We start from the raw sequence: 25,062 nt of genomic DNA, 5'->3' as shown, positions 1-25,062 counted from the left end.
GAATGGCAAAGAAAAAGAAGACACCGGAATTATCCGACAGGGAGAGAAGGAGACAGAGGAGAGTGCGCAATCAGACGCTCGCCTATGTGGCGCTGGGCTTACTCGTATTGTGCGGGGCGGCAGGCATATTTTTTGCAGGCAGGGCCGTAACAAGGTGGATTGCAGACAGGCAGCAGGAAAAAGAATTTGAGGCGGCGATGGCGGCCATGCAGGAGACCGGGGAAGAGACGGAGGCCGTGGAGACGGAAGAACCGGTGGAAGAATATACACAGGATGATCTGGTGACGGATATGATAGATGCGAGTATCGCGGAGATGTCTCTGGAAGATCAGGTAGCGGGATTGTTTTTGACGACTCCTGAAGCGCTGACGGGAACAGACCTAGCGACGAAGGCGGGAGAGGGAACGGAGACGGCGCTTGCACAATATCCGGTGGGCGGACTGGTGTACGCCGCATCGAACGTACAGTCTGCAGAGCAGTTCACGGATATGATCACGTCTACGATTCCAAAGAGCAAGTATCCTTTATTTTTTATATTGGATGACCAGACAGAAGTTCTGACAGAGGACTTGTCCAATTATGGTATCAATATGGAATTTGCGGATCAGGGAGACGGGGCCGCAGTCTTTCGCACTGTCACTCTGCCTTCTCTTCTGGGAGATGCACAGGAAGACGGGCTGGCAACGGCACAGATCAGCGGGGATGAGGAAGCGCTTGCAGAGGCCTGTTTGGAAGCGTGGGAAAACGGTGCGGATCTTCTCTATGTGCAGGAGGGAGTGCAGATCGCATATGAGGGAATGCTTGCGGCCATCCAGGGAAATGAAGAACTGGAAAACAGAGTGAGAGAGTCATTGGAGACGATCTACCGGGTAAAATACCGCAATGGTGTGGATGAATAAAGGGGCAGGAGTGTGCAGAAAAATAAAAAAATAGATTGACAAAAGAAGGAGCGTATCATATAATATGTATTGTCCGTTGGGTGACAGGATATATGCACGAGTGGCTCAGTGGTGGAGTATCGCCTTGCCAAGGCGAGGGTCGCGGGTTCGAATCCCGTCTCGTGCTCTGGTTAAGATCGCGGAAATGTTGAGTTTATCAGCATTTCCGTTTGTTTTACCCTGAAATCTGCTTGGTTACACTTTTTATAGGAATTTTTAGCGTGCCAGTGCTTCTTCTAAAGATGATTCTGTTTCAGATTTCGCCATCCGGTTAAAACAGTAATTCTTATATATTAATTTTTCACGCAAGGTATCATCAAGAGGGGATTCAGCAAGTGTGACTGAATCTCCTCCGTTTCTATGATCGGGGTTTTTGGAATCTTTTCCCTGCGTCAGTCAATCCTCACCTGCTTTGCAGGTGCCTGACGGTAAAGGGATGGACAGACTCATCGGCATTATGATCTTTGAAAATGATTAGCTGTCAAAAGAGCCGCTTGCAAAACAGGCGGCCGTCATGTATAATCTACTTGGAAAGGCGATCGGACACGAGTTCCGATGTGCCCTCAGTTTTGATACTTAAATAAAGAAATAAGCATCACTTGGGCGGTTGGGATGCTTATTTCTTTTTGCAGTTGTCTATGTAAGACAGTGCTGTAAATATAAGTAACAACAATGTGAGAACTTCCATTGTGTTCATAAGCACCACCCTCTTTCATAAAGACTAGAAGGCACCCATCGGAAAGCCGCATCCTGCTTTCTTTTCGATCGTACAAGTTGATTGTAGCATAGAAGAATGCAGCGTTCAATCATATATGCTTTAGAGGATAAAGTCTATTTTAGACAGTTGTTAGACAATGTTAGACAGGGTGTTTTTCTCCTTGATCTTATTGGGTTTTCAGGGCACTCTGGAGTTCAAATCCCGTCTCGTGCTCTAAAAAAGCCTTGATTTTCAGGCATTTACAGAACACAGGTAATCAAATAAGTAATCAGAATGTGTGTTTGATTTCAGCAGGAAGGAAAAGTTCTGTACATCGTAACAATTAAATATTATATTGGACATCTGAATAAGTCCATGATCAATAACAGAAATGTGATTGATCGTGGGCTTATTTTAATGGTTCAATTCAGAAAAAAATCTACAATTACTTCCAAACTGTCTATATGCGCTTCACAGAGCGTTACAGGGGTATTCTACAGATGTGATAGAAGAAATATCAGTTTAGTAGCCGCTGACTTAAAAGAAGTATTTTATTGACAAATAATCACAGGCAATACTACATGAAGAAAAAAGGAGGAATCGAAACAATGGCAAAGAAAAAAGCAGTGACAGCGTTTCAGATGGCAAAGCGCATCTGTGACAGGAGCGATAACATTTACAACGAAAAGATTGTCACCAGACAGGTTGTTACAGACATCCTACAGATGTACATGGATGAGTGCCGGAAGGGAATTATAACCTGCCTGTATGCAACAAAGCAGGAGGAAACCCGCCGTATACAAAGCTGAAGATGACACGGAGTGACGCATTCGGAAGCATTATGAATCAGACGCTGACAGAAAATATGGAACAGGGCGTTTATGGACTTGAAAAATTACTATTCAGTAGACAGCAGATAAACATATTGAAAAAGAGCGGATACCTGCTGGAAGATGCGGAAGAGACAGAGGATGGGGAGGAATAAAAGTTATGGCAGTACATATCAGGAACATGAAGGAATTACAGAAAGCAATGCAGCCGGTGTTATTAAAGATGACGGATCAATTGGCAGAGCGGGTATATGAGACATTGAATTATTTCTTACAGGATTATTATGCAGGGTATGATCCGGCCAGTTACCGCAGGACAAAAAACTTTCTCTATTCAGCGGTGAAAATAGATGCGCAGCCATATAAAGGCGGTGTCAGGGCAGTGGTATTGATTGATACGGATTCACTGGATAGTTACAGGAATGCAAGCGGGTATCAAGTGGCGAAGTGGGCGAATGAAGGACTCCATGGCGGCATCGAAACAGATCACAAGCCTCATGTGTGGCAGGACACACTGGATGAGACAGTAGGAAACGGAGAGCTTTTGAGACTGGCGGTTGATTATTTAAGGAGTAAGGGGTTTACGGTGAGAAGTTAGGAAGAGGGGCTGATACATAGTGAGATCAGGATTGAAATTAAAGAATGGTGCGGGCGGTTGCGCTGCATGTGAGTTTATGAAGATATATGACTATGGCAGGAGAATATATTATTGTAACCATGCAGGCAGAACTGACGATATGGGGAAATTGAGCGTTGGGGAGTTACCAGAGGGAAGTCCTGAATGGTGACCGTTAAGAAATAAATAATTGCTATTACAGAGCAGTCAAAATAAACTGTAATGCCGAGATTTAAGAAATTCTAAATATTAACAGTGTCGATTGTGTGTATCTACACAATAATTCCATTAAATAATGATGAAAATTGAATATTTCAAAGATTGATAAGGGCTGAATGAAATGTTCAGTCCTTTTTGAAGCAGAAGAAATATTTTATCTGCCAATAGTACAAAAAAGAGAATATATGGATATGGCTTCGGATGTGAAAGATAGTCATAGCAGAAAATATATTTATCAGATGGAGAAATGTAATTACGTGGTATCACAAAATGGGAATGTGGCCAGATTGCTATTTGTGCAATGTGTTTGTATCATGCGATTTCGGTTCAAACAGATTCCGTAAAAGTGGAAAGTGTTGTATATAGTGGACAACGAATCACAAAATTGGGAATAGTTGTGACGCATACATTACTTTTAATTTTGACATATGTACTCTCCTTTAATTATATGTGGTCTGGCTTAATCACTTATGAATCAAGGGTTTTAAGGATTTTTATCATAAAAATGGCCCAGTATGATTAAACCTATTCGCAACTTATACTTACAATTATTACAGTACACTTTTGCTGCCAGAATGAAATTTTAGGTGTGTAGTGTTTCACGACATACCGTAGCCCCGTGAGACGGTGGTTCCCCATGGGAGAGTGGTGTGTACCTGTAGGTACGGAGGTTATACAAGTGTACTTGAGGTACGGTTGCTATCATAGCTGGACAGAATTATCCAGAAGTAAACGGGCTAAGTTTAACTTAGTCGCCAATATGTTGTCGAAAGAGGATGGCGAAAAATTTCGCTGTCTTAATTCTGGATGGTTTGAAATTTGCAGAATTAAATTTTCTAATTGGAAATTAGTTAACGTTTAAATCAGATATTATGTAGGACTGAATGTATAAGCTGACAGGGCGTTTTGCCTACTCAGGTGAATAACGATTCGTTATTGAGTTTTATGTAATGAAAGCAATCTAAAAAAGACTTCCGTTTGGATGTGCATTATATACTTATCTGAAAATCTGATAAGCAAACGGTTTAAAAGGTTTGCTTTCCTGTTTTGGCGAGCAAAAGTATTTCACTGTGCAATTTTGCATAATGAGTTTTTCTCTAAAAAGGGAAAAACCTTAAATCTTGCGAAGGTTTTAAACCCAACACCTACAAAGAGATGAGTTTTCCACATAAGTGTGTAAAAGGTTGCCCCACAGTGGTACAACCGAAAATCATTGTATATTAGTCCATGATGGTTTAAACTTAAGTCGATACAAAAGACTTAGGAAATATTTTAAATATTATTCCACACAACTGGGGAAAATAGCGTTTCCCGTTTTGGAGTCGCTAAATCATAGTTTTGCAGATTTGAGATTTCGCCATTATTGGCGTAAACTTACAACTGAATATTGGATTATATCAGGGAGTCTGTTCTTGACTCTCTTTTATTATGAATAGGAATCGGAGCATACAATCGGGATGCTCAATTATTGACTGGACACGATTTCGTGTTGAGTTATCTGAAAACATATCGAAAGGAAGTATCTAATTAAGCAATGCAGGAAATAAACATATTAGATTTAAAGCGTACAGGCATAAAGCCATTAAATAAACTTGAGACATTCATGCTGATAGAAGGAACAAAGCATTATTATATTTCGTCTGAAGGAAGGTTGGCCAATAATATTAAGGGTAAATTCTATGTACATAATGAAACATTGGCAAAAGCAACAAACAGGGTTCACTGGAAGGTATTTTATGAAGATAAAAGCGGCGTGGAATATAAAAAAGACGTATATGCAGATAATTTAGTAGCGCAGACATTTTTAGAGCCAGCAAAGGGCAAAAACAAGGTATATCATATTGACGGAGACAGTTCCTACAGCAAATATAATAACCTGATTTATGTATCTGACAGGGAATTTCACAATCTAAGGAACGGTAAAATTTGTGTGGAAGATTTGGGAAGGGAACAGAAGTATATAACATTTCTGAATAATAACCGCATGAAAGCAAGAAGGCTATGGAATGACATGTATTCACGCTGTTACAATGAAAAATTACATAAAAGATTTCCAGAATACATAGGCTGTACCATTTGTGATTACTGGTTAGAGGATAAAGAATAGTTCTATTAATGGGTGGAAGAGAATTATTATACGATCGGCAATGAGCAGATAGATTTGGATAAAGATATTATATGCAAAGGCAATAAGGTATACAGTCCTGAAACGTGTGTATTTGTTCCGCATACAATCAATACCCTGCTGCTGAATTGTAAAAGAAAACGTGGCAAATATCCAGTCGGAGTAAGTTTTGACAAAGATAAATATCGTGCGGCATTGAATGTTGATGGCAAGACTGTAAAATTAGGATATTTTAATACATCAAAAGAGGCATTTTTAGAATATAAAAAGCATAAAGAAGCTCCTATTATCGTTATGGCAGACAGATATAAAGGTAAGATTCCAGATAAGGTATATAAAGAAATGATGGATTGGAATATTGAAATTTTTTGCTATTATGCAGCCAATATATAGGCAAATATATAGAAAAATTTTATTGATATTGCAAACAAATTATGATATAGTCTAGCTCTGATTAAAATTTTTGATTACATCTTAGGAGGTGATTTTAATATGGCAAAAAAATATTCTAAACCAGATAGAACTAATCAGCATAATTATATGCTTGATACATGTGCCTATAGTCATATTATTCAATCGGCTGAAAAAATGGATGCTGTGAAAAAGTCAATTTTGTATGGATTTTGCTATTATTCTACTGCATTACAGGATAACGAGCTTTCAGGCAAGGGAGCTAAAACGTATAATCGTGATTGTGTATCAGTTACCAATAATGTTGTTCCACCAGAATTTAAGCAGAAAATAGATATAATTGATAAAGAGCTTAATGTGCAATTAGTTCCCGAAATTTCTATTTCTATGCGGGATCATGCCAGGGTGGATGGAACAAATAGGTTTATTGCAGCAGATAGTTTAAGTGGGCAAGTATATGAAAAAATTGTGAGTAAAAAAGCGCATGATAAAATGCCATTTGAATTTGTTTATGATGCTATGATTGCAGAAGCGGCAGTCAATTATGGATGTATACTTGTCTCAGATGACGGGCCTCTTAGGAATGAGGTAAATTTACTTTGTCCTGATAGAGCGATTACTACAGATGAATTATTAGAGATCATTAATTCCTATAAGTGATACAAGTTTTATGTATTATCATAATGTATATTCCATATTGTAGGTACTTAGAGTTTTCAGATGTAACTCGTAGTGTATATGGATACGTAACATTTTATTACATATCATTTGTGCCCTGTAATCTATGATCTATTCTTAAATTCTGGGCAGAATGGCTACAGGCGATAAGTTGATAGGGGAGCGGTGTTGTGTCTGAAATTCTAAGATGTACATTAGATTATTGGTGGTATTAAGAATATATTTTATATGGGGTATACCTATATATTGGATTCATATTTTTAGATGGAAACATAGTACCTATGTGGTATCTTATAATATTCAATGGATTTATCAGGTATTTATGTTTATAATTAAGATAAAATTGTTTTGGAGGGAATTATGATATTATGCTGCAAATCGTGTGGGCATTATTTTGAATCAAGCATTCAGGGAAAGGAGTGTGATTATTGCTGCGGTACTACAGATGTACTATTTAGCGATGACGAAGTAAAAGCAATTGATAAATATGAATTAAATAAAATGATAGATTATGCACGTGAAAAGTATAAAGTGAACAATGTTGACTTCAATGAGGAATTATGGAAAAGTAGAGAATATAAAGAGCAAGTTTCTGAGCAGGAAAACAATAAATATAAAAAGAGATTACATATGCTTACTACAGGCTATAATTTTGAAAGATATAGAATTGTAGACTATAAAGGAGTAATTAGTGGGCAAGTGGTATTGGGTACTGGTTTTTTGTCAGAGTTTTCTTCTTCTTTAGCGGATTTTTTTGGAACAGAGGCAAATCGCTTTTCTGATAAATTGGAAAAAGCTAAGGACGCTGCGAAAGAACGTTTAATTGAGAAGTCAGTATTATCAGGAGGAAATGCGGTTATTGGAGTAGATTTTGATTATATTATGTTTAGTAGTAATATGGTAGGTGTTGTTGCTAATGGTACATCTGTAATTATTGAAAAAATATAATTACTGTATATTGCATTTAGATTATGATTGTTTCTTAATAAGAACACTGTAAATACAAGGCTTTTCAAAGCCTGCCAACCACAAAAATAATATTTGATCTATCACATTACGCTAAAAGCCGTCCGGCATGAAAAAACGGGCGGCTTTTTTGCGTGGATAGACGGAAAGGAGGCAAAAAATAATTACAGAAATTTAACCCCTAAATTTATGCAACTTTCACAAAAAAGGAGGTTAGTGAATGGCAGATGAAAAACTGAACACAGGACCCGGCAGTGAAAAACTCCCGGAGGCTCCCGAACAGGCCGCCACACCCACGCCCCGGCAGGAACAGGCCGCCGCACCCCAGCAGGAACAGGCCGGGCTTGCCCAGCCCGCTCCAGGCGATGTGGTGGTATCCTTTGACAAGATCAATGAGCTGATGGGCGAAAAGCGGCAGGCGGCCCGGGCCCAGGTGGAAAAGGAGGCGGCGGGTAAAGACGGAAAGGAGGAAATTCCCGCCGCTGGCAGCGATAAGCCGAAAACGCCCCGGCGTGGCCGTCCGCCCAAAGAAGAAAAAGCGGGGCCCGCTGGCAAGGAGGAAACAAAGCCACGCAAGGGCCGCCCGCCCAAGGAGGATAAAACGGCCTCCGGAAAGGCAAAGCCGCCCAAACGAGACAAAGTGTCCCGAAGTGACGGCAAAGCCCCGGATGCCCCAAAGGGTGCTCCCGTCCGGGAGGCCGCTGTCCCGGAGCCGCCTGCTCCCGAGCCCGCCGCCCCGCCCCGTCCCATTGACGAGGGAAAGCTGGTTTATTTGAAACTTTCCGATCTCCATGCGTTCCATACTTTCCGGGATCACCCGTTCCAGGTAAAGGACGATGAAAAAATGGCCGAGCTGGTGGGGACGATCAAGGAGCATGGTGTTATGACCCCCGCCACCGTCCGCCCGGAAAAGGACGGCAACGGTTATGAGATTGTGGCGGGCCACCGCCGCCACCGTGGAAGTGAGCTGGCCGGGCTAAAGGATCTCCCCTGTATCGTCCGCAGCATGACGGACATCGAGGCTGTCCGGGAAATGAAAAACAGCAACAAACAGCGTGGGGAGCCCCTGCCCAGCGAGCCTGCAAAACTTTTGGATCTGGAAATGGAGGCCATCAAGCACCAGGGAGGCCGTCTGGATGGCGTGGCCGAGGGGGACATCGGAAAACGCTCCGTTGAGATTGTCGGAGAAAACAACGGCATGAACTATAAAAAAGTCATGCGCTATATCCGGCTGAACTCCCTTGTCCCGGAGCTCTTGAACAAGGTGGACGAGAAAGGGCTTGGCTTTATGCCCGCCGTGGAGCTGTCCTACATCAAACCGAAAAATCAAAGGCTTGTTGCCGTTTCCATTGACGGCGAGCAGTCCTCCCCCTCGGTAGCCCAGGCAAAACGGCTCCGGGAGCTGGATAAGGAGGGAAAGCTCAACGGGGATGTGATTGACGGCATCTTATCAGAAAAGAAAAAGGAGGATAAAGGCGTGATTATTTCAACCGCTGAACTGGAAAAGTATTTCGGCAAGGAGGTTACTCCCGCCAAAATGAAGGAGCAGATCATGGGCCTGCTGGACGAGTGGAAACAGAAACAGCCGCCCCAGCTTACGAAAGCTCCGAAAAAGATGGAAAAAGACAAGTAATCACTTCGAGACATTTTGTCCCGAGGGGCTTTGCCCCTTGCGATGGCTCTGGTGGTATATATCCCCCGTCGCCGGCTGTGCTATTTCCCCGGCAGGCGGCGGGGGTATATCCTCCAGAGCCGCCCCCCTTTCCCAAGATTGGGAAAGGGCGGGGGGGGGTTAGGGTTGAACAATTACATGATAGAATAGGAGGTTTTTACTTATGAAGCGACCCCTTGCTTATATTACCGCCGCATGGTTTGGCGGCGACAGCGAAAATGCGGAATTGGCCGTCCAGTATTGCCGGGCAGTCTATGAGGCGGGCTTTTCCCCGATCTGTCCTACCCTCTATCTGCCGCTGTTCCTCAATGACGCAGTACCCGAGGAGCATAAAAGCGGCATCGACATGGGCCGTGACCTCTTACGCCGCTCCCATGTGCTGGTGGTTTGCGGACACACCATGACCGAGGCTATGAAAAACGATATTGCCGTGGCCCAGCGGCTGGGGATCACCGCCACCACCCTTGAGGGCATTTTGACCGTCAAGGAACAAGGGCACCGCTGATGCCGTCCCTGTTTGAAGCCTACATCACCAACCTTGGGAAATACAACGAGGGGGAGCTGGTGGGGGAAACGCTGAAATTTCCCACCAGCCCCCAGGAGGTGCAGGCCCTGTTAAAACATATCGGGGTGGACGGCATACGGTACGAGGAATTTTTCATTACCAGCTTTGACGGCGATGTGCTGGGGCTCTATGACTACCTTGGCGAGTATGAAAATCTGGACGAATTAAACCACCTGGCCTGCCTGCTCTCGGAGCTGGATCAAGACGAGCTGGAAAAATTCGAGGCCGCTCTGAACATCGGCGCCCATACTTCCAGCGTGGCGGACATTATCAACCTGGCGCAAAATCTGGACTGCTTTGAGTTTTACCCGGATATTGAAACGGAGGAGGACTTGGGCCGTTACTGGGCCGATGACTTGCCTATCCCGGCAGAACTGAAAGACTATTTTGACTATGGGGCATACGGGCGGGATATATCCATCAACGAGGGCGGACACTTTGCCCTGGGCGGCTATATCGTCCAGACCAGCGGCGATTTCAAGGAATATTATCACGATACCAAGGACATTCCCGCCGGGCACAAGGTTTTTTCTTTTCCCCAGCTTTCCATCCGGAAGCAGATGGCCGCCTACAAGGAGGTGATTGACGGTTCCTCAAAAGAGGGATTCCGGCGGCTGACTGAAAAGGGCCGGGAGGAACGCTGACAAGGCACTTCGAGACACTTTGTCCCAAGGCGGCCCAAGAAAGGAGGCGGTGTAACTGATTGACGAAGAAATTTCCCGGAGCTCCATAGCGATTTCCGTCCGGGCCGGAAAACTGACGGCCCGGGGGCTGGCTTATGTGCTCCAGGCGGCGGGCCGCCAGATTGCCAAACGGCATAGGGCGGCCCAGCGGCCCCACGGCAGGCAGAGTGTAAAAAAGCTCATGGGACACGGGGACAATGTAAACAGTATTGAGGTGGAGTCTCCCGCCCTCTTTGACCGCATGGCCCGCCGTTTCAATGTGGATTATGCGTTTTACCAGACCGGGCCGGACAAATACCTGCTGTTTTTCAAGGCTGGGCAGGCGGACGCCATCACCGCCTGTTTTGAAAGCTATTCCCGGAAACTGCTTGGAAAGTCAAAATCCAGCCGCATCCCCATCCGGGAACAGCTCAAGCGGGCGGCGGATCAGCTCGCCAAAGAAAAGCCCAAAACGAAAGAACGGGCAAAGGAGGTGGTTCGTGAAGAACGATAAGATCAAGAAATATCTTATTCCCAACATCCCGTATCTGTTCATTTTGTGGGCCTGTCTGAAAATGGGGACGGCCTACCGTCTGGCGGCGGGTGCGGACTTCGCCCATAAGCTCATGGGGCTGGGCTTAACCATCGGCCCGGCCTTTGCCGATTTCGCCCCGGGGCTCCATCCCTTTGACTGGCTCATTGGCATTGTAGGGGCGGCGGGCTTTCGCCTGCTGATCTATGTAAAAAGCAAGAACGCAAAGAAATTTCGGCGGGATGAAGAGTACGGGAGTGCCCGCTGGGGAAATGAAAAAGATATACGCCCTTTTGCCGATCCGAAGTTTGAAAACAATGTTATTCTTACCGGGACGGAGTTTCTCACCATGAATACCCGGCCCAAAATCCCGGCCAACGCCCGGAACTTAAATTGCTGTGTCATCGGTTCCTCCGGCTCGGGAAAAACCCGCTTTTGGCTTACACCCCAGCTTTTACAGGCTCATTCCTCTTTCGTGGTGGTCGATCCCAAGGGCGGGGTGCTGTCCCAGGTGGGCTGTTTCCTCCAAAAGAAAAAGAGGTATAAAGTCAAGGTTTTTAATTCCATCGACTTTTCCAAGTCCATGCACTATAACCCGCTGGCCTATATCCGAAACGAAGCCGACATCCTAAAGTTTGTGGATGCCCTCATTTCCAACACCAAGGGCGAAGGCAAGGAGGGCGACCCGTTCTGGACAAAATCAGAGACTTTGCTCTACTGCGTCCTAATCGCCTATATCATTTTTGAGGGCCCCGCCGAGGATCGGAACATGAACACTTTAGTGGATATGATTTCCGAGATGGAAGTAAAAGAAGATGACGAGGATTTTATGAACGCTGTGGACTATATGTTTTCCGGGCTGGAAAAGCGAAAGCCGGACTGCTTTGCGGTCAAGCAGTATAAGAAATACAAATTAGCCAGCGGTGATATATGCTCTAAATGACTTCTTAATCACGAGATTTTCTCATGGTTAGTGAAGAACCCATTTAGAGCATATTTCATGTAAGGAGGCAGACGCTATGACGAAAACCAAGATTACCCCGCTGTACGAGAGGCTCTCCCGTGACGATGAACTCCAAGGTGAGAGTAACTCCATCAGCAACCAGAAATCCATGCTGGAAGATTACGCCCGACGCAACGGTTTTCCCAACCCGACCCATTTCACGGACGATGGAATCTCCGGAACCCGGTTCGACCGCCCCGGATTCACCGCCATGATGGAGGAAGTGGAGGCCGGGAACGTGGAGGCAATCATCATCAAAGACATGAGCCGCCTGGGGCGTGATTATCTCAAAGTCGGCCAGGTCATGGAAATCCTGCGTCAGAGAGACGTCCGGCTGATCGCCATCAATGACGGGGTGGACAGCGCCAACGGAGAGAATGATTTTACCCCGTTCTTGAACATCATGTATGAATTTTACGCCAGAGATACCAGCCGCAAGATTAAATCTGTATTCAAGGCAAAAGGCATGAGCGGCAAACACCTGACAGGTACTGTCATTTACGGCTACTTATGGGACGAAAAGCGGGAACACTGGATTGTGGACGAAGAAGCCGCTGCCGTGGTGCGCCGCATATTCGCTATGACCCTGGACGGATACGGCCCCTACCAGATTGCGAACCGGCTGTCACAGGAAAAGATTGAGATACCTTCCCTGCACCTCTCCCATTATGGGGAGGGCGTGAATCAGTCCAAAACGTTTAAAGATCCTTATGGCTGGGGTTCTTCCACTATCGTTAATATCCTGAAAAAGCGTGAGTATTTAGGCCACACCATCAATTTCAAGACCCGCAAACATTTCAAGGACAAGAAAAGCCACTACGTTGACGAAAACGAATGGGTAATCTTTGAGGACACTCACACCGCTATTATTGACTCGGAAACTTTTGAGAATGTGCAGAGAATCCGCTCCAATGTGAAGCGTTACCCGGACGGATGGGGAGAAGCCGCCCCGCTCACCGGCCTGCTCTACTGTGCCGACTGCGGCGGTAAGATGTACGTCCACCGCACCAACAACGGCAAGCGTATCTCACAGTATACCTGCTCCCAATATAGCAAGGTTCCGGTCGGCGTCCTCTGCGCCACACAGCACCGAATCAACGAAAGCGCTGTCCTGACATTGGTTTCCGATATGCTCCGGGCGATTGCGGAGTATTCCAGAAATGACCGGGCAGAGTTTATCAAAGCGGTTCAGGAAACCTAGGCCGAGCAGCAGGCCAGCGACATCACCAGAAAGCGGAAACGGCTGGCGGCGGCACAGAAACGGGCCGGGGAACTGGAAAAACTGATATGCAAGATTTATGAGGACAATGTGCTGGGCAAGCTGCCGGACGCAAGATATGCCGCCCTGGACGCACAGTACGCAAAGGAGCAGGAATCCCTTTCCGGCGAGATTGCTGAACTGGAAAAAGCAATCGCCGGATATGAGCAGAGCCGGAAATCAGCGGAGAAATTTATCGCCCTTGTTGACAAGTATGAGAATTTTGACAACCTGACTACCACCATGCTGAATGAGTTTGTGGAGAAAATCCTTGTCCATGAGCGTGACCGGAAAGGCAGCATTGAAACTACGCAGGAGGTTGAGATTTACTTCAATTTCGTAGGAAAGTACATACCGCCCCACTTCGGGGAAGTGAACCTCACGCCGGAGGAACTAGAAGCCCAGCGGAAGAAAGAGGAACGCAAGGACAAGCTGCACCAGGCATATCTCCGACGCAAGGCCAATGGGACACAAAAACGGTATGAGGATAAAATCAAAGCAAAGAAAAAGGCTGAAATCGAGGCGAAGAAAGCCGCTATCCGTGCCGAGGATATGAAAAAAGGCGTGTTTATCCCGGCCAGCAGCCTGCCAAAGAAAGAACCCCAGAAAGCACCAATGCCAGCCAGAGCCGCTATGTAGGCGGCTGGCATACCACAGAAAAGGCAAGGAGGCATACACATGAATGGACTGACTTATACAAAAGTTGGAGATTACTATCTCCCGAATCTGGTATTAAAAGAGCAGCCGGACACGCCAATCGACAAGTATGGGCGCATGAGGCTCCGCTATCTGAAAGAACACCGGAAAGGACTGTATACCAGCCTGCTCCTGACGGAAAAACTCTATCCCCATTTGTTGGAGATTGACAAGACTGCCAATGAGCGAATGGATATTCTTATGCAGCAGCTGATGAAGGCCGCCGGTGTGACCGAGGAACTGAAAGCAGCCGACCAGATGAAATGGGTAGGGCTGGTAAATAACTGTAAGGCGCAGGCAGAGGAAATCATTTTGCATGAACTGATTTACAATTAAACAGGGAACAACAAAGAGAGGCAGAAGAAAGGTATCCTTCCGCCTCTCTTTGTCTGGCGCTGATAGAATCATGTTTCTGTATTGTACAGGTCAGAATTACTGGCATTTTTCTTTAGAGAAGAAATCCATGTTTCGATTGCCCTGGCAAGAATAAGCTGTTGCTGCAGAACTGCCATTCCGTTTTCAGGAACGTCCGGTATATTTTCCTTTGCAAGAAAGTTTTCTTCCAGATAGGATTTTAATTGCTTGATGTTGTTCTCAATATTTGCCAGACATACATTCTGTTTTTCTTGTGAGAGGCTGTTCAGGTTTACAATCACAGCATTAAAATCCAGATAAATGTTGATGGACTTTGCGGCAATTTCCAGCATAAGTTTTTCAAATTCCTGCTCTCCCTGCCGGGTTAGAGAATAGACGGCTTTTTCCGGCATTTTTCCCTCTTTTTCAATACGGCTTTTAATAAATCCTTTTTCTTCCAGTTGAAGGACTTTTTTATAAATTGAAGGAGTGCTGATTTTTACCCATTTGGATATGTTACGGTACTCAACCAGTTTTTGAATATCGTAGGCGCTTAAAGATTCCCTTTTTAAAATTCCCAGTACAATTAGGTCGATTGTGGCCATATTCGTTCTCCTTTGATACTTGACAGATACTATAAATTATAGTAATATATTCTCTGTTGTGCAACTATTATAATTTATAGTAGTATAAATAATAGTATTAGTCAAGCGAAAGGAGAAAACGACATGAACGAGCAAAGCAAGAAAATGGAACTACTGGGGGCTGTGCCAATACCAAAGGCTCTTTTGGCACTGGGACTGCCAACCATGATAGGTATGCTGATTAATGCACTTTATAATCTGGCAGATACCTACTTTGTCGGTGGATTAGGTACGGATCAGATGGGGGCGGTTACAGTAGCTTTTCCTTTGGGGCAGATTGTTGTCGGCCTGGGGCTGCTTTTCGGGAACGGGGCGGCGGCATATCTTTCCAGGCTGTTGGGGCGAGGGGATAAAGATACCGCTGATAAGGTAGCCAGTACAGCTTTATACAGCAGTGTATTGATTGGAGCGATTGTTATTATAGGCTCCGTCATATTTCTGAAACCAATATTAAATCAGATAGGCGCATTGGAAAGCGTTATGCCTTATGCGATTACCTATACCAGCATTTACATCACGTTTTCCATTTTTAATGTTTTCAATGTCACAATGAATAATATCGTGTCCAGTGAGGGAGCTGCAAAGACAGCCATGTGTGCGTTAATGGCCGGCGCTGTCCTGAATGTGATATTAGACCCCATTTTTATCTACGTCCTGAATCTTGGAGTTGCCGGCGCAGCCATTGCCACGGCTATTTCTCAGGTGATTTCCACGGTGGTTTACCTGTGCTATATTTTCCGGAAAAAGAGCATATTCCATTTTCGCATGAAAGACTGCTGTTTTTCAAAGGAAATAATGTCTGAAATTTTGAAAATAGGGATTCCCACATTACTCTTTCAAGTTCTGACCAGTATGTCTATCAGTATGATAAACAATGGGGCAAAAGAATATGGCGGCTCTGCCCTTGCCGCCATGGGGCCGCTTACAAAAATTATGTCTATGGGAACCTTGATTGTTTTCGGTTTCTTGAAAGGATTTCAGCCAATCGCCGGATTCAGCTACGGAGCAAAAAAATTTAGTCGCTTATATGAAGCGATTAAAACCTCTGTTCTGTGGTCAACCATATTTTGTGTGGTTTTTGGATTGATAGCCGCTATATTCCCGTCACAGATTATGGCATTGTTTACAAAAGGAGATACCGAAATGATTCAGATTGGTGCGGCAGCGTTACGGGCAAATGGTCTGTCATTTATCCTCTTTGGATTTTATACCGTGTACTCCTTCTTATTTCTTGTAATGGGAAAGGCGAAGGAGGGCTGCTTTCTTGGCGCTTGCCGACAGGGAATCTGCTTTGTGCCGGTTATCTGGTTTCTGCCAGGAGTTTTAGGATTAAACGGTGTCATTTACTCCCAGCCGGTTGCTGATGTTCTGGCCGCCATTATCACTGTTTTTATGGCTTTGAATCTTCATAAAAAACTGTCCGCTGAAGAATCCCGTATGGCTTTGCAATCAGGAACACCGGAAAAATAGGAACTGTCATAAATGGGTAAGGTATGCTGATTTCTAAAACCAGACGCAAGCCGCAGAGTAGGAATTGGTATCAAGAAAGTGTGATGTAATGAAAAATAAATCCTTATGGATTCACTGTCCGGCTTGTGGAGGTAAAACAAGGACGAAGGTGTATGGGGACACGGTGCTTTTGAACTTTCCGCTTTTCTGCCCGAAATGCAGGAAAGAAATCAAAATCAATGTAGTACAGCTAAAAATGACGTTAAGCAAAGAGCCAGACGCATAATGCGGAGAGCCTGCTTCCTTTGGTATGGGGACGCAGGCTCTCTTTCATGTTATGTATCAGATTCAATTTCAATGGCACCTTTTGCCCTTAGTACAGATAAAACAGATTCAATGATTGGGATAAGGGCGGCAGACTCTTGTTCGCTGCATTCCTCAATCATAAATCGAAGCTGGCGGATTGCGGGGCTTTCCCTTTTCATTTCAGGATTGAAAATCTCTCTGGAATCCAGTTTGAGCGCACGAACCAAAGGATATAGGACTTCCATTTTAGGATTTCCCTTGTAGTTCTCTATGTTCATTACGGTACGTGCGTCAATGCCGCTTTTTTCAGCTACCTGACTTTGCGTCAGACCCAGTTCTCCCCGTGCCCTTTTAATGGCATCCCCCAATGGATAAGAAAATTCTTGCATGGCGGTTCACCTCATAAGTATTTTACAATACACTTTATCTCATTTGAACTCAACACGGTTCCGCAGTTATATAAACCAAAGTACATATCTTTCCAAGGAGATGTGATTTGAAAGATAGGACAATTTTAAAAATTGATATATTCGGTATGAATTTCAGTGTTTAGCTGAAAACCACCACGGGATTGTAAGTGAATTACGGTTCACCAAAAGAAGTTATTTTAAAGGCATACTTGCAGATTTTCTTATCTGTCTGTGTGCCTTTTGCTATTTTCGATTGAAACAGTCAGTGGGTTGCCGTTCCCCGCCCTACTCCGTTCAGGAAGCTTTGCAAAAAATCTGAACGGAGGAAAGGAAGATGGAAGTCACCATCAACATAGACGGACAAGCCCTGTCCGTAGAGGTCACAGTCGAAGTATACGAGTACCTGAACAGAGCCGACCACAAGGAAGAAAACCTTGCCCATGAGAAGCGGCGGCACTGGGACAGCCGGGAGTTTGACGAGTACATAGTCCTCACCGAAGGGCGCTCCTGCTACTACCAGACGCCGGAACAGTGGGTATGCAGGAAAGAAACCATACTGGAGATTAAGGCCGCCCTTGCGCTCTGCACCGAGGCGCAGCGCCGCCGGTTCCTGCTCTACGCATTGGAAGGTTTAAGTTATGCCGAGATTGCCGGGCTTTGCCACTGCTCCAAAGCTGCCATACAGGACAGCATTGAAGCGGTACGGAAGAAAATCAAAAAATTTTTCTGATACAGACCCTACGATTGACCGATTTCGGGCTAACCAGTGAAGGGAACTTTTTCCCTATCACATTTCCGGGGAGGACAGGCAGGAAACCGCTGCCTGTCCTCTCCGCATTTTAGGAGGTCAGCCATGAAAACAATCAATCTAAGGTACTGTTATCCCTACTACACCGGGGACGTGTTTGTGGAGGTATCGGACGAAGTGGCCGAGGTCATGGTGCAGTCTGTCCGGGAGATGTACAACTATGACCGCCGGACACGTTACCACAAAGCATTTTACTCCCTGGACGCTTTTGAATGGACGGAGAAGTACGCACTGGAACACAGCCCGTCAGCGGAAGAGATTATCCTGATGAAAGAGGAACAGGCCGCCCATGAAAAGCTGCTTGCCATGCTGGACGAGGCGTTTTCCGTTATTACTCCCATGCAGGCAAGACGTGTTAAAGGCTATTACATCAGGGGATTAGATTTTACCCGGATTGCCAAAGAGGAAGGCGTTGACAAGAGCGTGGTAAACCGTTCCGTACATCGTGGGCTGAAATATATGCGTGAGTTTTACAGCCGCCAGCAGACGGAGTGAGGTATGGCCTATGCAGACAATCAACCTGAAAAAGTATTATTATCCGCTTTTTGTCACGGACACATTTATTGAGGTATCGGACGAGGTGGCCGAGGCTCTGCTGCTTATGCGGAGGGAAGAAAACAACCGCACCCATAAAATCTGGTATCACAAGGCGTATTATTCCCTTGACTGTGAGGACGGGATTGAAAACTGCGCCTTTGATTTTACCGTCAAATCCCCGGAGGAAATTCTTGTGGAACGTGAGGAAGAGCAGGTTTACCTTGCCACGCTGGAACTTCTGGCGGAGGCCATGGGGAATCTGACAGAAATACAGGCAAGGCGTATCCATGCCCGCTACATACTTGGCAAAAAACTGATTGAGATTGCCGCAGAGGAAGGCGTGAGCGTATCGGTGGTACAGCAGACTGTTAAGAGTGGATTAAAGCGAATGCGGGGCTATTTTGAGAAAAAGAAATGGAGGGAATGAGGGAAATGAATTTTACCAAAAGCGAACTGGAAACGCTCTACCAGTATGCCGCGCCAACGAAGGAAGAAACCCTTGCCGGGCTGAAAGAGATTGTGCCGGTTCTGGAAAAGAAAGACGATTTATTGTCAAAAGTGATTGTTGAGAACACGATACGGAAACTGGAGAAACTGACAGAGCCAGAGTGCAGCCAGTTTATTGCGGATAACCGGGCGGCCTTTATCGAAAAACATGATAATTCTATCCGCCAGAGGCTTGCCGCCGCCAAAGCCGGGAAGGGGGAGCCGGTTCTGCTGGGGCATGACCTGGCAGGCATGGAGCGGTTCCTGCCGAAAACAAGACACATGGTAACGGTGGATATTCTAAACAGTGACAGTCCGGTGGGATTTCCCGGAGAGCGATACCGCTTTTTCCTCTCTGATGAGGGCTACAAAAACGCCAGAGCCAGTGAGAAGCGGGGAGAAATCAGAATCAGGAACCATGCAGCTGTTATGGCCGGGAAACTCTACCCGGATAAGAAGCCGCCGGCGCAGGAACGGTGACAGACAACCGAATCCAAATCACAGCAGGGCAACCGGAAACGGCTGTCTTTTTTGCCGTCTGAAAGGAGGTGATTGCAAATGTCAGATATAGATAAGCTGAAAGCCCAGCAGGAAAAAGTAAAGACAGAAATCCGCCAGTTGGAGAACCGCCAGAAGATTCTCCTGAACCGGAAAACGGACGCAGAACGGAAAGCCAGGACACGCCGCCTGATTGAGCATGGGGCAATCATGGAAAGTATCTTCCCTGCCACTACCGCCATGACCGGCGAGGAAGTCAAGGCGTTTTTATCTGCTATTTCCCGCCTGCCGGAAGTCATGTGGCTGCTGAAAAACGAGCCTAGAAGCTAAGGTGCGCAACAATCTCAAAAATCCAACGGCGCACTTATACACCGTTCCGGTGCGTGCGCCCTCCTCTGGACGCCCTTTGGGTGTGCCGGGGGCGTGGCGTCCTCTGGACGCAATGGGGAGCTACACTCCCCAAACCCCTTGTATGCTCCGCCGGAAAGGACACCCGCTCTGCGTCTGCCCTTTCCAGCGAAGCCAATTTATCCCAGCCGAAAGGAGGCGAACAACCATAGCCATCTTCCATATGCCCGTTCAGATTATCAAGCGCAGCAAGGCCAAGTCTGCCGTAGGCGCTGCCGCTTACCGGAGCGGAACGAAAATGACCAACGAATGGGACGGGCTTACCCATGATTACACCAGAAAGCGGGGCGTTGTTTATTCCGAGATTATCCTGCCGCCCCATGCCCCGCCGGAGTTCCAAGACCGCAATACTCTCTGGAACAGTGTGGAGATGGTTGAAAAGACCAGTGACGCACAGCTTGCCCGTGAGATAGAGATTTCCCTGCCGGTAGAACTGAACCGGGAGGAACAGTTACAGCTTGCCCGCTCTTTCATCAGAGATACTTTTGTCGCTGCCGGTATGTGTGCGGATTTCTCTATCCATGACAAGAAGGATGGCAACCCCCACTTCCATGTCATGCTCACTATCAGGCCGCTAAAGGAGGACGGGCAGTGGGGAGCAAAATGCCGGAAGGTCTACGAACTGGACGAAAACGGCCAGAGAATCCCCAACGGCAAAGGCGGCTGGAAGAGCCACCGGGAGGACACCACTGATTGGAACGACAAGGGAAATGTAGAGAAGTGGAGGGCTGCCTGGGCTACCTACGCCAACAAAGCGTTGGAGGCTGCTGGCAGGCCGGAACGGATCGACCACCGTTCCTATGAGCGTCAGGGCATTGACAAGATACCTTCCATCCATCTGGGAGTTGCCGCCAGCCAGATGGAGCGAAAAGGCATTGCCACGGAGAAGGGAAACATCAACCGCCAGATTGCCGCCGACAATAAGCTGCTGAAGGAGATTAAGGCACGGATTGCCAGGCTCTATAAATGGACAAAGGAGCAGGCGGGGAAACCGGAAGGAAAAGACAGTATCATGGCGCAGCTTTATGAGGTGCAGCTGTCAGCGGGGAAACCCGGCTCCCGGTATGGGAAGATAAAGAACCTGAAAGAAAGCGCCGCCCTGTTCAATTTCCTGAACGGCAACCACATCACTTCCATGGAGCAACTTTATGAAAAAGTGGCTGCCATGAACAAAGAATATTATGCCCTGCGTGGAAAGATCGTCACCGCAGAGCGGCGTATCAAAGTGCTGGACGAACATCTCTTCATGTGGGAAAAATGCGAAAGAAATAAAGGAACCCGCCGCCAGTTCGACAAGATGAAGCCGGGAAAGAAAAAGGAGCAGTTTGAACAGAAGCACAGTGCGGAACTGGCGTTATATGAGGCCGCCGTCCGGTATCTGGAAAAGCTGAAAGCTAACGGCGAAAAAATCACCCCGAAGAAATGACAGGCCGAGGCCGACCGCCTGAAAGCGGAGAAATCGGTACAGTATCAGAAAATGAAAGCCATGCGGGAGGACATCAAGGCGGTGGAGAATCTGAAAAAGACAGCGGAACAGTTGGCCAGGACGGAAAATGAACCAGCCAGAAAGAAGGAGGAACAGGAATTATGACACAGCAGTTTATCACCATGACAATCACCATCACCATAAAGATACCCGTGCCGCCCACGCCGCCAGCGCCTACGGGGGCGAAAGCGCCGGAGCCGGTTTTCCTTTTCAGGGAGGGGCAGCCGCCTTTGTGCCGCTGTAAGGTGAGATATGGGAAACAGGCGGCATGAGCGAATCCCGGCCATGGACTACCGGCAGTACCGCAGGGCGAGGCGGCTGGTGCGTGAGTGCTGCAACTACGACAATGGCCAGTGTATCGTGCTTGACGAGGGGGAGGGGTGCGTCTGTGTCCAGAGCATTTCCCACTCCCTGCTCTGCCACTGGTTCCGTGTGGCGGTGTTGCCCTTAGACCACCAGCTGGAAACGGCGCTTTACCACCGGCTGGAAAGCAGACGGTGCAGCGAGTGCGGCGCTCTTTTCCTGCCCGGCTCCAACCGGGCGAAATACTGTAGGGAATGTGCCGCCAGGGTGCGCCGGAGGAAGGAGGCAGAACGACAGCGGAAAAGATACCATGATTCTACGCATTTAGGAGCGGAAAAAGCCTTGTAAATCAAGCACTTTCGGAGCGTGTCGGAGGGGAGGCAATACTTTTTATCACCGACACTCCAAAAGCCCTTTTAAAATGCGTACAGAGCCCCCAAAAGGCCATTCTGAACCAAAGGAGCAACTTTAATGACAGAGAACCGACGATTTTATTATCTCAAGCTAAAAGAGAATTTTTATAACAGCGAAACCATGGTCATCCTGGAGAGTATGCAGGACGGCCTTCTGTACTCCAATCTCCTGCTGAAGATGTATTTGATGTCGCTGAAAAGCAACGGCGTACTCCTGCTGAATGACTATTTGCCCCATACCGTGCAGACCATAGCCACCTTTACCCGGCATCAGGTAGGCACGGTGGAACGGGCTTTGAAGATATTCCAGGAGTTTGGCCTTGTGGAGATACTGACGGACGGAGCCTATTACATGAGCGATATCCAGCTGCTGATCGGCCAGTCGTCCAGCGAGGGGGAGCGGAAGAAAAAGGAGCGCATGAGGCTGAAACGCCAGAACCTGCTGCCGTCCGGGGAAGCGGACATTTGTCCGTCCAATGGCCGGGTGGACAAATGTCCGCCTATATTAGAGTATAGAGATAAAGAGATTAGAGATAAGAGTATAGAGATAAAGAGATTAGAGATAAGAGTATAGAGAATAGAGAGGGGGACGGGGCGCACGCCTATGGGAGATACAGGAATGTGTTTCTATCTCCTGCAGAACTGGCAGAACTCCAGACGGAACTCCCCTCTCTCTGGGAACGGTACATTGAGCGGCTGTCCGAGTACATGGAATCCAGTGGAAAAGGATATAAAAACCATGCCGCCACAATCCGGCGCTGGGCGAAGGCTGACAAAAAGAAGGAGGAACCGCCTGCCCGTAACCGGGATTACAGCGTGGAGGAAGGAGAAACCATATGATAGAGATTACCGCAGAAGTCCGGGCGGTCATAGACAGAGCCGCCAGGGATATGGAGCTTGCCGGGGACGAATACATAGAACCGGCTGACGGGCTTATCCACTGTAAGAAATGCCGTGGCAGCCGCCAGACCGTTGTACCGAGGTTCGGAGGCTCCGGCTATTTCATGCCCCGCTGCCTCTGCCCCTGCCAGCAGAAGGCGCAGGAGGAATGGAAAGCCATGGAGGAACAGAGGGAACGCATGGAGCGTATCAAACGCCGGAAGGCACAGGGGCTTCAGGACAGATACCTTTATGATTACACGTTCGCCAATGATAACGGCCAGAATCCCGTCATGGAGAAAGCGCACTCCTATGTGGAGCGTTGGAAGGAGGCATACCGGGACAATACCGGCCTTCTGCTCTTTGGTGACGTGGGAACCGGGAAATCCTTTTTTGCCGGCTGTATCGCCAATGCCCTGCTTGACCGTGACGTGCCGGTGCTGATGACAAATTTCCCGTCTATCCTGAACCGGCTGACCGGCGTGTTTGCCGAGGACAGGGCGGCCTTTATCGCCAGCCTGGACGATTACAGCCTGCTTGTCATTGATGATTTAGGCGTGGAGCGCAGTACCGAGTATGCCATGGAGCAGATGTTCACCGTCATTGACAGCCGATATCGGAGTAAGAAGCCGTTGATTGTCACAACAAACCTGAAACTGGAAGAAATCAAGAACCCGCCAGACATTGTCCACGCAAGGATTTATGACCGCATACTGGAACGGTGTGCGCCGATTCTTTTTTCCGGTAAAAATTTCCGGGAGGAAGGAGCCAGAGCGACCAAAGCGGCGGCGAAAGAGATTGTGAGTAAGGGATAACAAAACCTGATTGTATGTAAAGGAGAATTTATGGGCAGCGAGAAAATCACAGAGGACATTACCACCACGCCACCAGATAAGGACGCTCCCGCACTGGTGAAGAAGATTGGCCGGACTACCTACATTGTGAGGGTTCATTTCAGTAAGACCAGCAGGGAAACCATGAGCGACAAAATCAAGCGTATGCTGAAAAATGAGATACAGCAGATGTAAAAACGATAATAGAAACAGGCCGGGAATCAGAAATGCGCTGGCTCCCGGCTTGTAAAATCAGGAGGTTTATGGTAGTATGGAGATACGAAAACAGAAGGGAAAGCAGGTGGGAAGATTGACAGTGACGGAACAGATAGACCAGAAACATCAGGAAGATTTACAGAGGCTAAGAGGCTTTCGCCTGCTTGATGATGACTTCCTCACAAAGTGTTTTGAGGGAGATACGGCAAGCATAGAACTGGTATTGCAGATTGTTCTGGAAAAACCGGATTTAAAGGTGCTGGACGTCCGCACCCAGGTATTTGTGGAGAACCTGCTGAACCGTTCAGTGAGGTTGGATATCCTGGCTACGGACAGCACAGGGGCAAAACTGAATGTAGAAGTACAGCGCTCCGACAAAGGAGCCGGGAGAAAAAGAGCAAGGTACAACAGCAGCATGATGGACGCAAACCTTTTGAAGAAAGGCGAGGACTTCGACAAGCTGCCGGAAACGTGGGTAATCTTTATCACAGAGAATGACGTAATGGGAAAAGGACTGCCGCTCTATCCGATTGAGCGGTGCTTTTTAGGAACCGGGGAAAGATTTGAGGACGGTTCGCACATACTGTATGTAAATGGCGCTTACCGTGGAGATACGCCAATCGGGAAGTTAATGCATGACTTCTCCTGCATAGACGCAGCGGATATGTATTATGGGACACTGGCGGACAGGGTGAGATTTTTCAAAGAGAGCAAGGAGGGAATCGAGATTATGTGCCGTGCTATGGAAGATATGAGGAATCAGACATTGAAAGAGGGAATGAAAGAAGTTGCGCTCCGTATGTTGGCGGCTGGCAAATATGCTTTAGAGGAAATCGTTAATATTTCAGGACTTTCTCTTGAAGAGGTCAAACAACTGAAAGCTGATAGAAGCACATAGGCAGCGTTATAGAGCCGGGAATCTAAAAAACAGGTTCCTGGCTCTATTTTTTTGCCCTGAAATGTAAATTTTTTGTGAATATGATTAAAAAGTCCTTTACTGAATATTATCCTCCTTGGGAGCCACCAGTTTCCCGCTTGAGAGCCATCCGGAATGGATATTTTCCACCTTCAGAGCCACCACAACATATTGTGCTGCCATGTATATTTGATTTTATTATGGATCTCCTTATAGTTATTTCTGGAGAACTGCAAATGCAGTATCAC

General features: G+C 46.8%; 28 protein-coding genes, 1 tRNA gene and 3 pseudogenes. 30 read left to right on the top strand and 2 right to left on the bottom strand.

Features of this window, described 5'->3' with window-relative positions; genetic code table 11:
* The first annotated feature begins 2 nt into the window (after positions 1-2).
* From V1224_12030 to V1224_11955, 16 genes and pseudogenes are all read left to right on the top strand, one after another.
* Positions 3-899: a hypothetical protein gene (locus V1224_12030; protein WWR15198.1), complete on the top strand. Its 897-nt coding sequence runs from the start codon at positions 3-5 to the stop codon at positions 897-899.
* A gap of 94 nt (positions 900-993) precedes the next feature.
* Positions 994-1,065, top strand: a tRNA-Gly gene (locus V1224_12025).
* A gap of 1,178 nt (positions 1,066-2,243) precedes the next feature.
* Complete coding sequence (locus V1224_12020; protein WWR15197.1) at positions 2,244-2,444, top strand: hypothetical protein; 201 nt, start codon at positions 2,244-2,246, stop codon at positions 2,442-2,444.
* Between the two features lie 2 nt (positions 2,445-2,446).
* Positions 2,447-2,620 (top strand): hypothetical protein, encoded by a 174-nt coding sequence (locus V1224_12015; GenBank protein ID WWR15196.1) that lies wholly within the window; start codon positions 2,447-2,449, stop codon positions 2,618-2,620.
* 5 nt (positions 2,621-2,625) lie between these two features.
* Positions 2,626-3,063, top strand: coding sequence for a hypothetical protein (locus V1224_12010; protein ID WWR15195.1), 438 nt, complete (start codon positions 2,626-2,628; stop codon positions 3,061-3,063).
* A 1,771-nt stretch (positions 3,064-4,834) separates the two neighbouring features.
* Positions 4,835-5,407 carry a hypothetical protein gene (locus tag V1224_12005; GenBank protein ID WWR15194.1) on the top strand — a complete coding sequence of 191 codons (573 nt, stop codon included), beginning with the start codon at positions 4,835-4,837 and terminating at the stop codon, positions 5,405-5,407.
* A gap of 12 nt (positions 5,408-5,419) precedes the next feature.
* On the top strand, positions 5,420-5,818 hold the full coding sequence (locus V1224_12000; GenBank protein WWR15193.1) for a hypothetical protein: 399 nt from the start codon (positions 5,420-5,422) through the stop codon (positions 5,816-5,818).
* A gap of 99 nt (positions 5,819-5,917) precedes the next feature.
* A complete protein-coding gene (locus V1224_11995) occupies positions 5,918-6,496 on the top strand; it encodes a hypothetical protein (protein ID WWR15192.1) in 579 nt (192 codons plus the stop codon).
* 366 nt (positions 6,497-6,862) lie between these two features.
* On the top strand, positions 6,863-7,462 hold the full coding sequence (locus V1224_11990; protein WWR15191.1) for a YbjQ family protein: 600 nt from the start codon (positions 6,863-6,865) through the stop codon (positions 7,460-7,462).
* Positions 7,463-7,700: 238 nt separating this feature from the next.
* Complete coding sequence (locus V1224_11985) at positions 7,701-9,113, top strand: ParB/RepB/Spo0J family partition protein (protein WWR15190.1); 1,413 nt, start codon at positions 7,701-7,703, stop codon at positions 9,111-9,113.
* 202 nt (positions 9,114-9,315) lie between these two features.
* On the top strand, positions 9,316-9,657 hold the full coding sequence (locus tag V1224_11980) for a hypothetical protein (protein WWR15189.1): 342 nt from the start codon (positions 9,316-9,318) through the stop codon (positions 9,655-9,657).
* Complete coding sequence (locus tag V1224_11975) at positions 9,657-10,361, top strand: antirestriction protein ArdA (GenBank protein ID WWR15188.1); 705 nt, start codon at positions 9,657-9,659, stop codon at positions 10,359-10,361. The genes V1224_11980 and V1224_11975 overlap by 1 nt, the downstream gene beginning before the upstream one ends.
* Before the next feature lie 136 nt (positions 10,362-10,497).
* Entirely contained in the window at positions 10,498-10,893 is a 396-nt protein-coding gene (locus tag V1224_11970) for a PcfB family protein (GenBank protein ID WWR15187.1), read from the top strand.
* Positions 10,880-11,836, top strand: a pseudogene (locus tag V1224_11965) (type IV secretory system conjugative DNA transfer family protein). Before V1224_11970 ends, V1224_11965 begins: the two are co-directional and overlap by 14 nt.
* A gap of 94 nt (positions 11,837-11,930) precedes the next feature.
* A pseudogene (locus tag V1224_11960) lies at positions 11,931-13,811 on the top strand (DUF4368 domain-containing protein).
* 39 nt (positions 13,812-13,850) lie between these two features.
* Positions 13,851-14,204 (top strand): TnpV protein, encoded by a 354-nt coding sequence (locus V1224_11955; GenBank protein ID WWR15186.1) that lies wholly within the window; start codon positions 13,851-13,853, stop codon positions 14,202-14,204.
* A 68-nt stretch (positions 14,205-14,272) separates the two neighbouring features.
* Here the strand turns inward: V1224_11955 and V1224_11950 are convergent, their stop codons facing one another.
* Positions 14,273-14,827 (bottom strand): PadR family transcriptional regulator, encoded by a 555-nt coding sequence (locus V1224_11950; protein WWR15185.1) that lies wholly within the window; start codon positions 14,825-14,827, stop codon positions 14,273-14,275.
* A gap of 123 nt (positions 14,828-14,950) precedes the next feature.
* Between V1224_11950 and V1224_11945 the strand changes: the two genes are divergently transcribed.
* Together V1224_11945 and V1224_11940 are read left to right on the top strand one after the other, a co-directional pair.
* A complete protein-coding gene (locus tag V1224_11945) occupies positions 14,951-16,336 on the top strand; it encodes an MATE family efflux transporter (protein WWR15184.1) in 1,386 nt (461 codons plus the stop codon).
* An 88-nt stretch (positions 16,337-16,424) separates the two neighbouring features.
* Entirely contained in the window at positions 16,425-16,601 is a 177-nt protein-coding gene (locus V1224_11940; GenBank protein WWR15183.1) for a cysteine-rich KTR domain-containing protein, read from the top strand.
* Between the two features lie 49 nt (positions 16,602-16,650).
* Here V1224_11940 and V1224_11935 read toward each other — a convergent pair whose 3' ends face one another.
* Positions 16,651-17,010: a helix-turn-helix transcriptional regulator gene (locus V1224_11935; protein ID WWR15182.1), complete on the bottom strand. Its 360-nt coding sequence runs from the start codon at positions 17,008-17,010 to the stop codon at positions 16,651-16,653.
* Positions 17,011-17,365: 355 nt separating this feature from the next.
* On the opposite strand from V1224_11935, the gene V1224_11930 reads away from it, so the two are divergent.
* From V1224_11930 to V1224_11875, 12 genes and pseudogenes are all read left to right on the top strand, one after another.
* Complete coding sequence (locus tag V1224_11930; protein ID WWR15181.1) at positions 17,366-17,761, top strand: sigma factor-like helix-turn-helix DNA-binding protein; 396 nt, start codon at positions 17,366-17,368, stop codon at positions 17,759-17,761.
* A 123-nt stretch (positions 17,762-17,884) separates the two neighbouring features.
* On the top strand, positions 17,885-18,334 hold the full coding sequence (locus V1224_11925; protein ID WWR15180.1) for an RNA polymerase subunit sigma-24: 450 nt from the start codon (positions 17,885-17,887) through the stop codon (positions 18,332-18,334).
* Between the two features lie 10 nt (positions 18,335-18,344).
* Positions 18,345-18,803: a sigma-70 family RNA polymerase sigma factor gene (locus V1224_11920; GenBank protein WWR15179.1), complete on the top strand. Its 459-nt coding sequence runs from the start codon at positions 18,345-18,347 to the stop codon at positions 18,801-18,803.
* 5 nt (positions 18,804-18,808) lie between these two features.
* Positions 18,809-19,342, top strand: coding sequence for a DUF5720 family protein (locus V1224_11915; protein ID WWR15178.1), 534 nt, complete (start codon positions 18,809-18,811; stop codon positions 19,340-19,342).
* Between the two features lie 78 nt (positions 19,343-19,420).
* Positions 19,421-19,690: a DUF3847 domain-containing protein gene (locus tag V1224_11910; protein ID WWR15177.1), complete on the top strand. Its 270-nt coding sequence runs from the start codon at positions 19,421-19,423 to the stop codon at positions 19,688-19,690.
* Between the two features lie 112 nt (positions 19,691-19,802).
* Positions 19,803-21,194: a MobQ family relaxase gene (gene mobQ, locus V1224_11905; GenBank protein WWR15176.1), complete on the top strand. Its 1,392-nt coding sequence runs from the start codon at positions 19,803-19,805 to the stop codon at positions 21,192-21,194.
* A 161-nt stretch (positions 21,195-21,355) separates the two neighbouring features.
* The gene (locus tag V1224_11900; protein ID WWR15175.1) at positions 21,356-21,526 is read left to right on the top strand and encodes a hypothetical protein; all 171 of its coding nucleotides are present in this window, start codon (positions 21,356-21,358) and stop codon (positions 21,524-21,526) included.
* On the top strand, positions 21,507-21,905 hold the full coding sequence (locus V1224_11895) for a cysteine-rich VLP domain-containing protein (protein WWR15174.1): 399 nt from the start codon (positions 21,507-21,509) through the stop codon (positions 21,903-21,905). Before V1224_11900 ends, V1224_11895 begins: the two co-directional genes overlap by 20 nt.
* Before the next feature lie 123 nt (positions 21,906-22,028).
* A pseudogene (locus V1224_11890) lies at positions 22,029-22,810 on the top strand (phage replisome organizer N-terminal domain-containing protein).
* On the top strand, positions 22,807-23,664 hold the full coding sequence (locus V1224_11885; protein WWR15173.1) for an ATP-binding protein: 858 nt from the start codon (positions 22,807-22,809) through the stop codon (positions 23,662-23,664). Before V1224_11890 ends, V1224_11885 begins: the two are co-directional and overlap by 4 nt.
* A 30-nt stretch (positions 23,665-23,694) precedes the next feature.
* Entirely contained in the window at positions 23,695-23,877 is a 183-nt protein-coding gene (locus tag V1224_11880) for a transposon-encoded TnpW family protein (protein ID WWR15172.1), read from the top strand.
* A 76-nt stretch (positions 23,878-23,953) separates the two neighbouring features.
* Positions 23,954-24,796 (top strand): PD-(D/E)XK nuclease family transposase, encoded by an 843-nt coding sequence (locus V1224_11875; protein WWR15171.1) that lies wholly within the window; start codon positions 23,954-23,956, stop codon positions 24,794-24,796.
* The last annotated feature ends 266 nt before the right edge of the window (positions 24,797-25,062 follow it).

The organism is Lachnospiraceae bacterium JLR.KK008, assembly GCA_037015955.1.
Classification (GTDB): Bacteria; Bacillota; Clostridia; order Lachnospirales; family Lachnospiraceae; genus VSOB01.
This window is presented reverse-complemented; position numbering and strand designations above follow the sequence as displayed.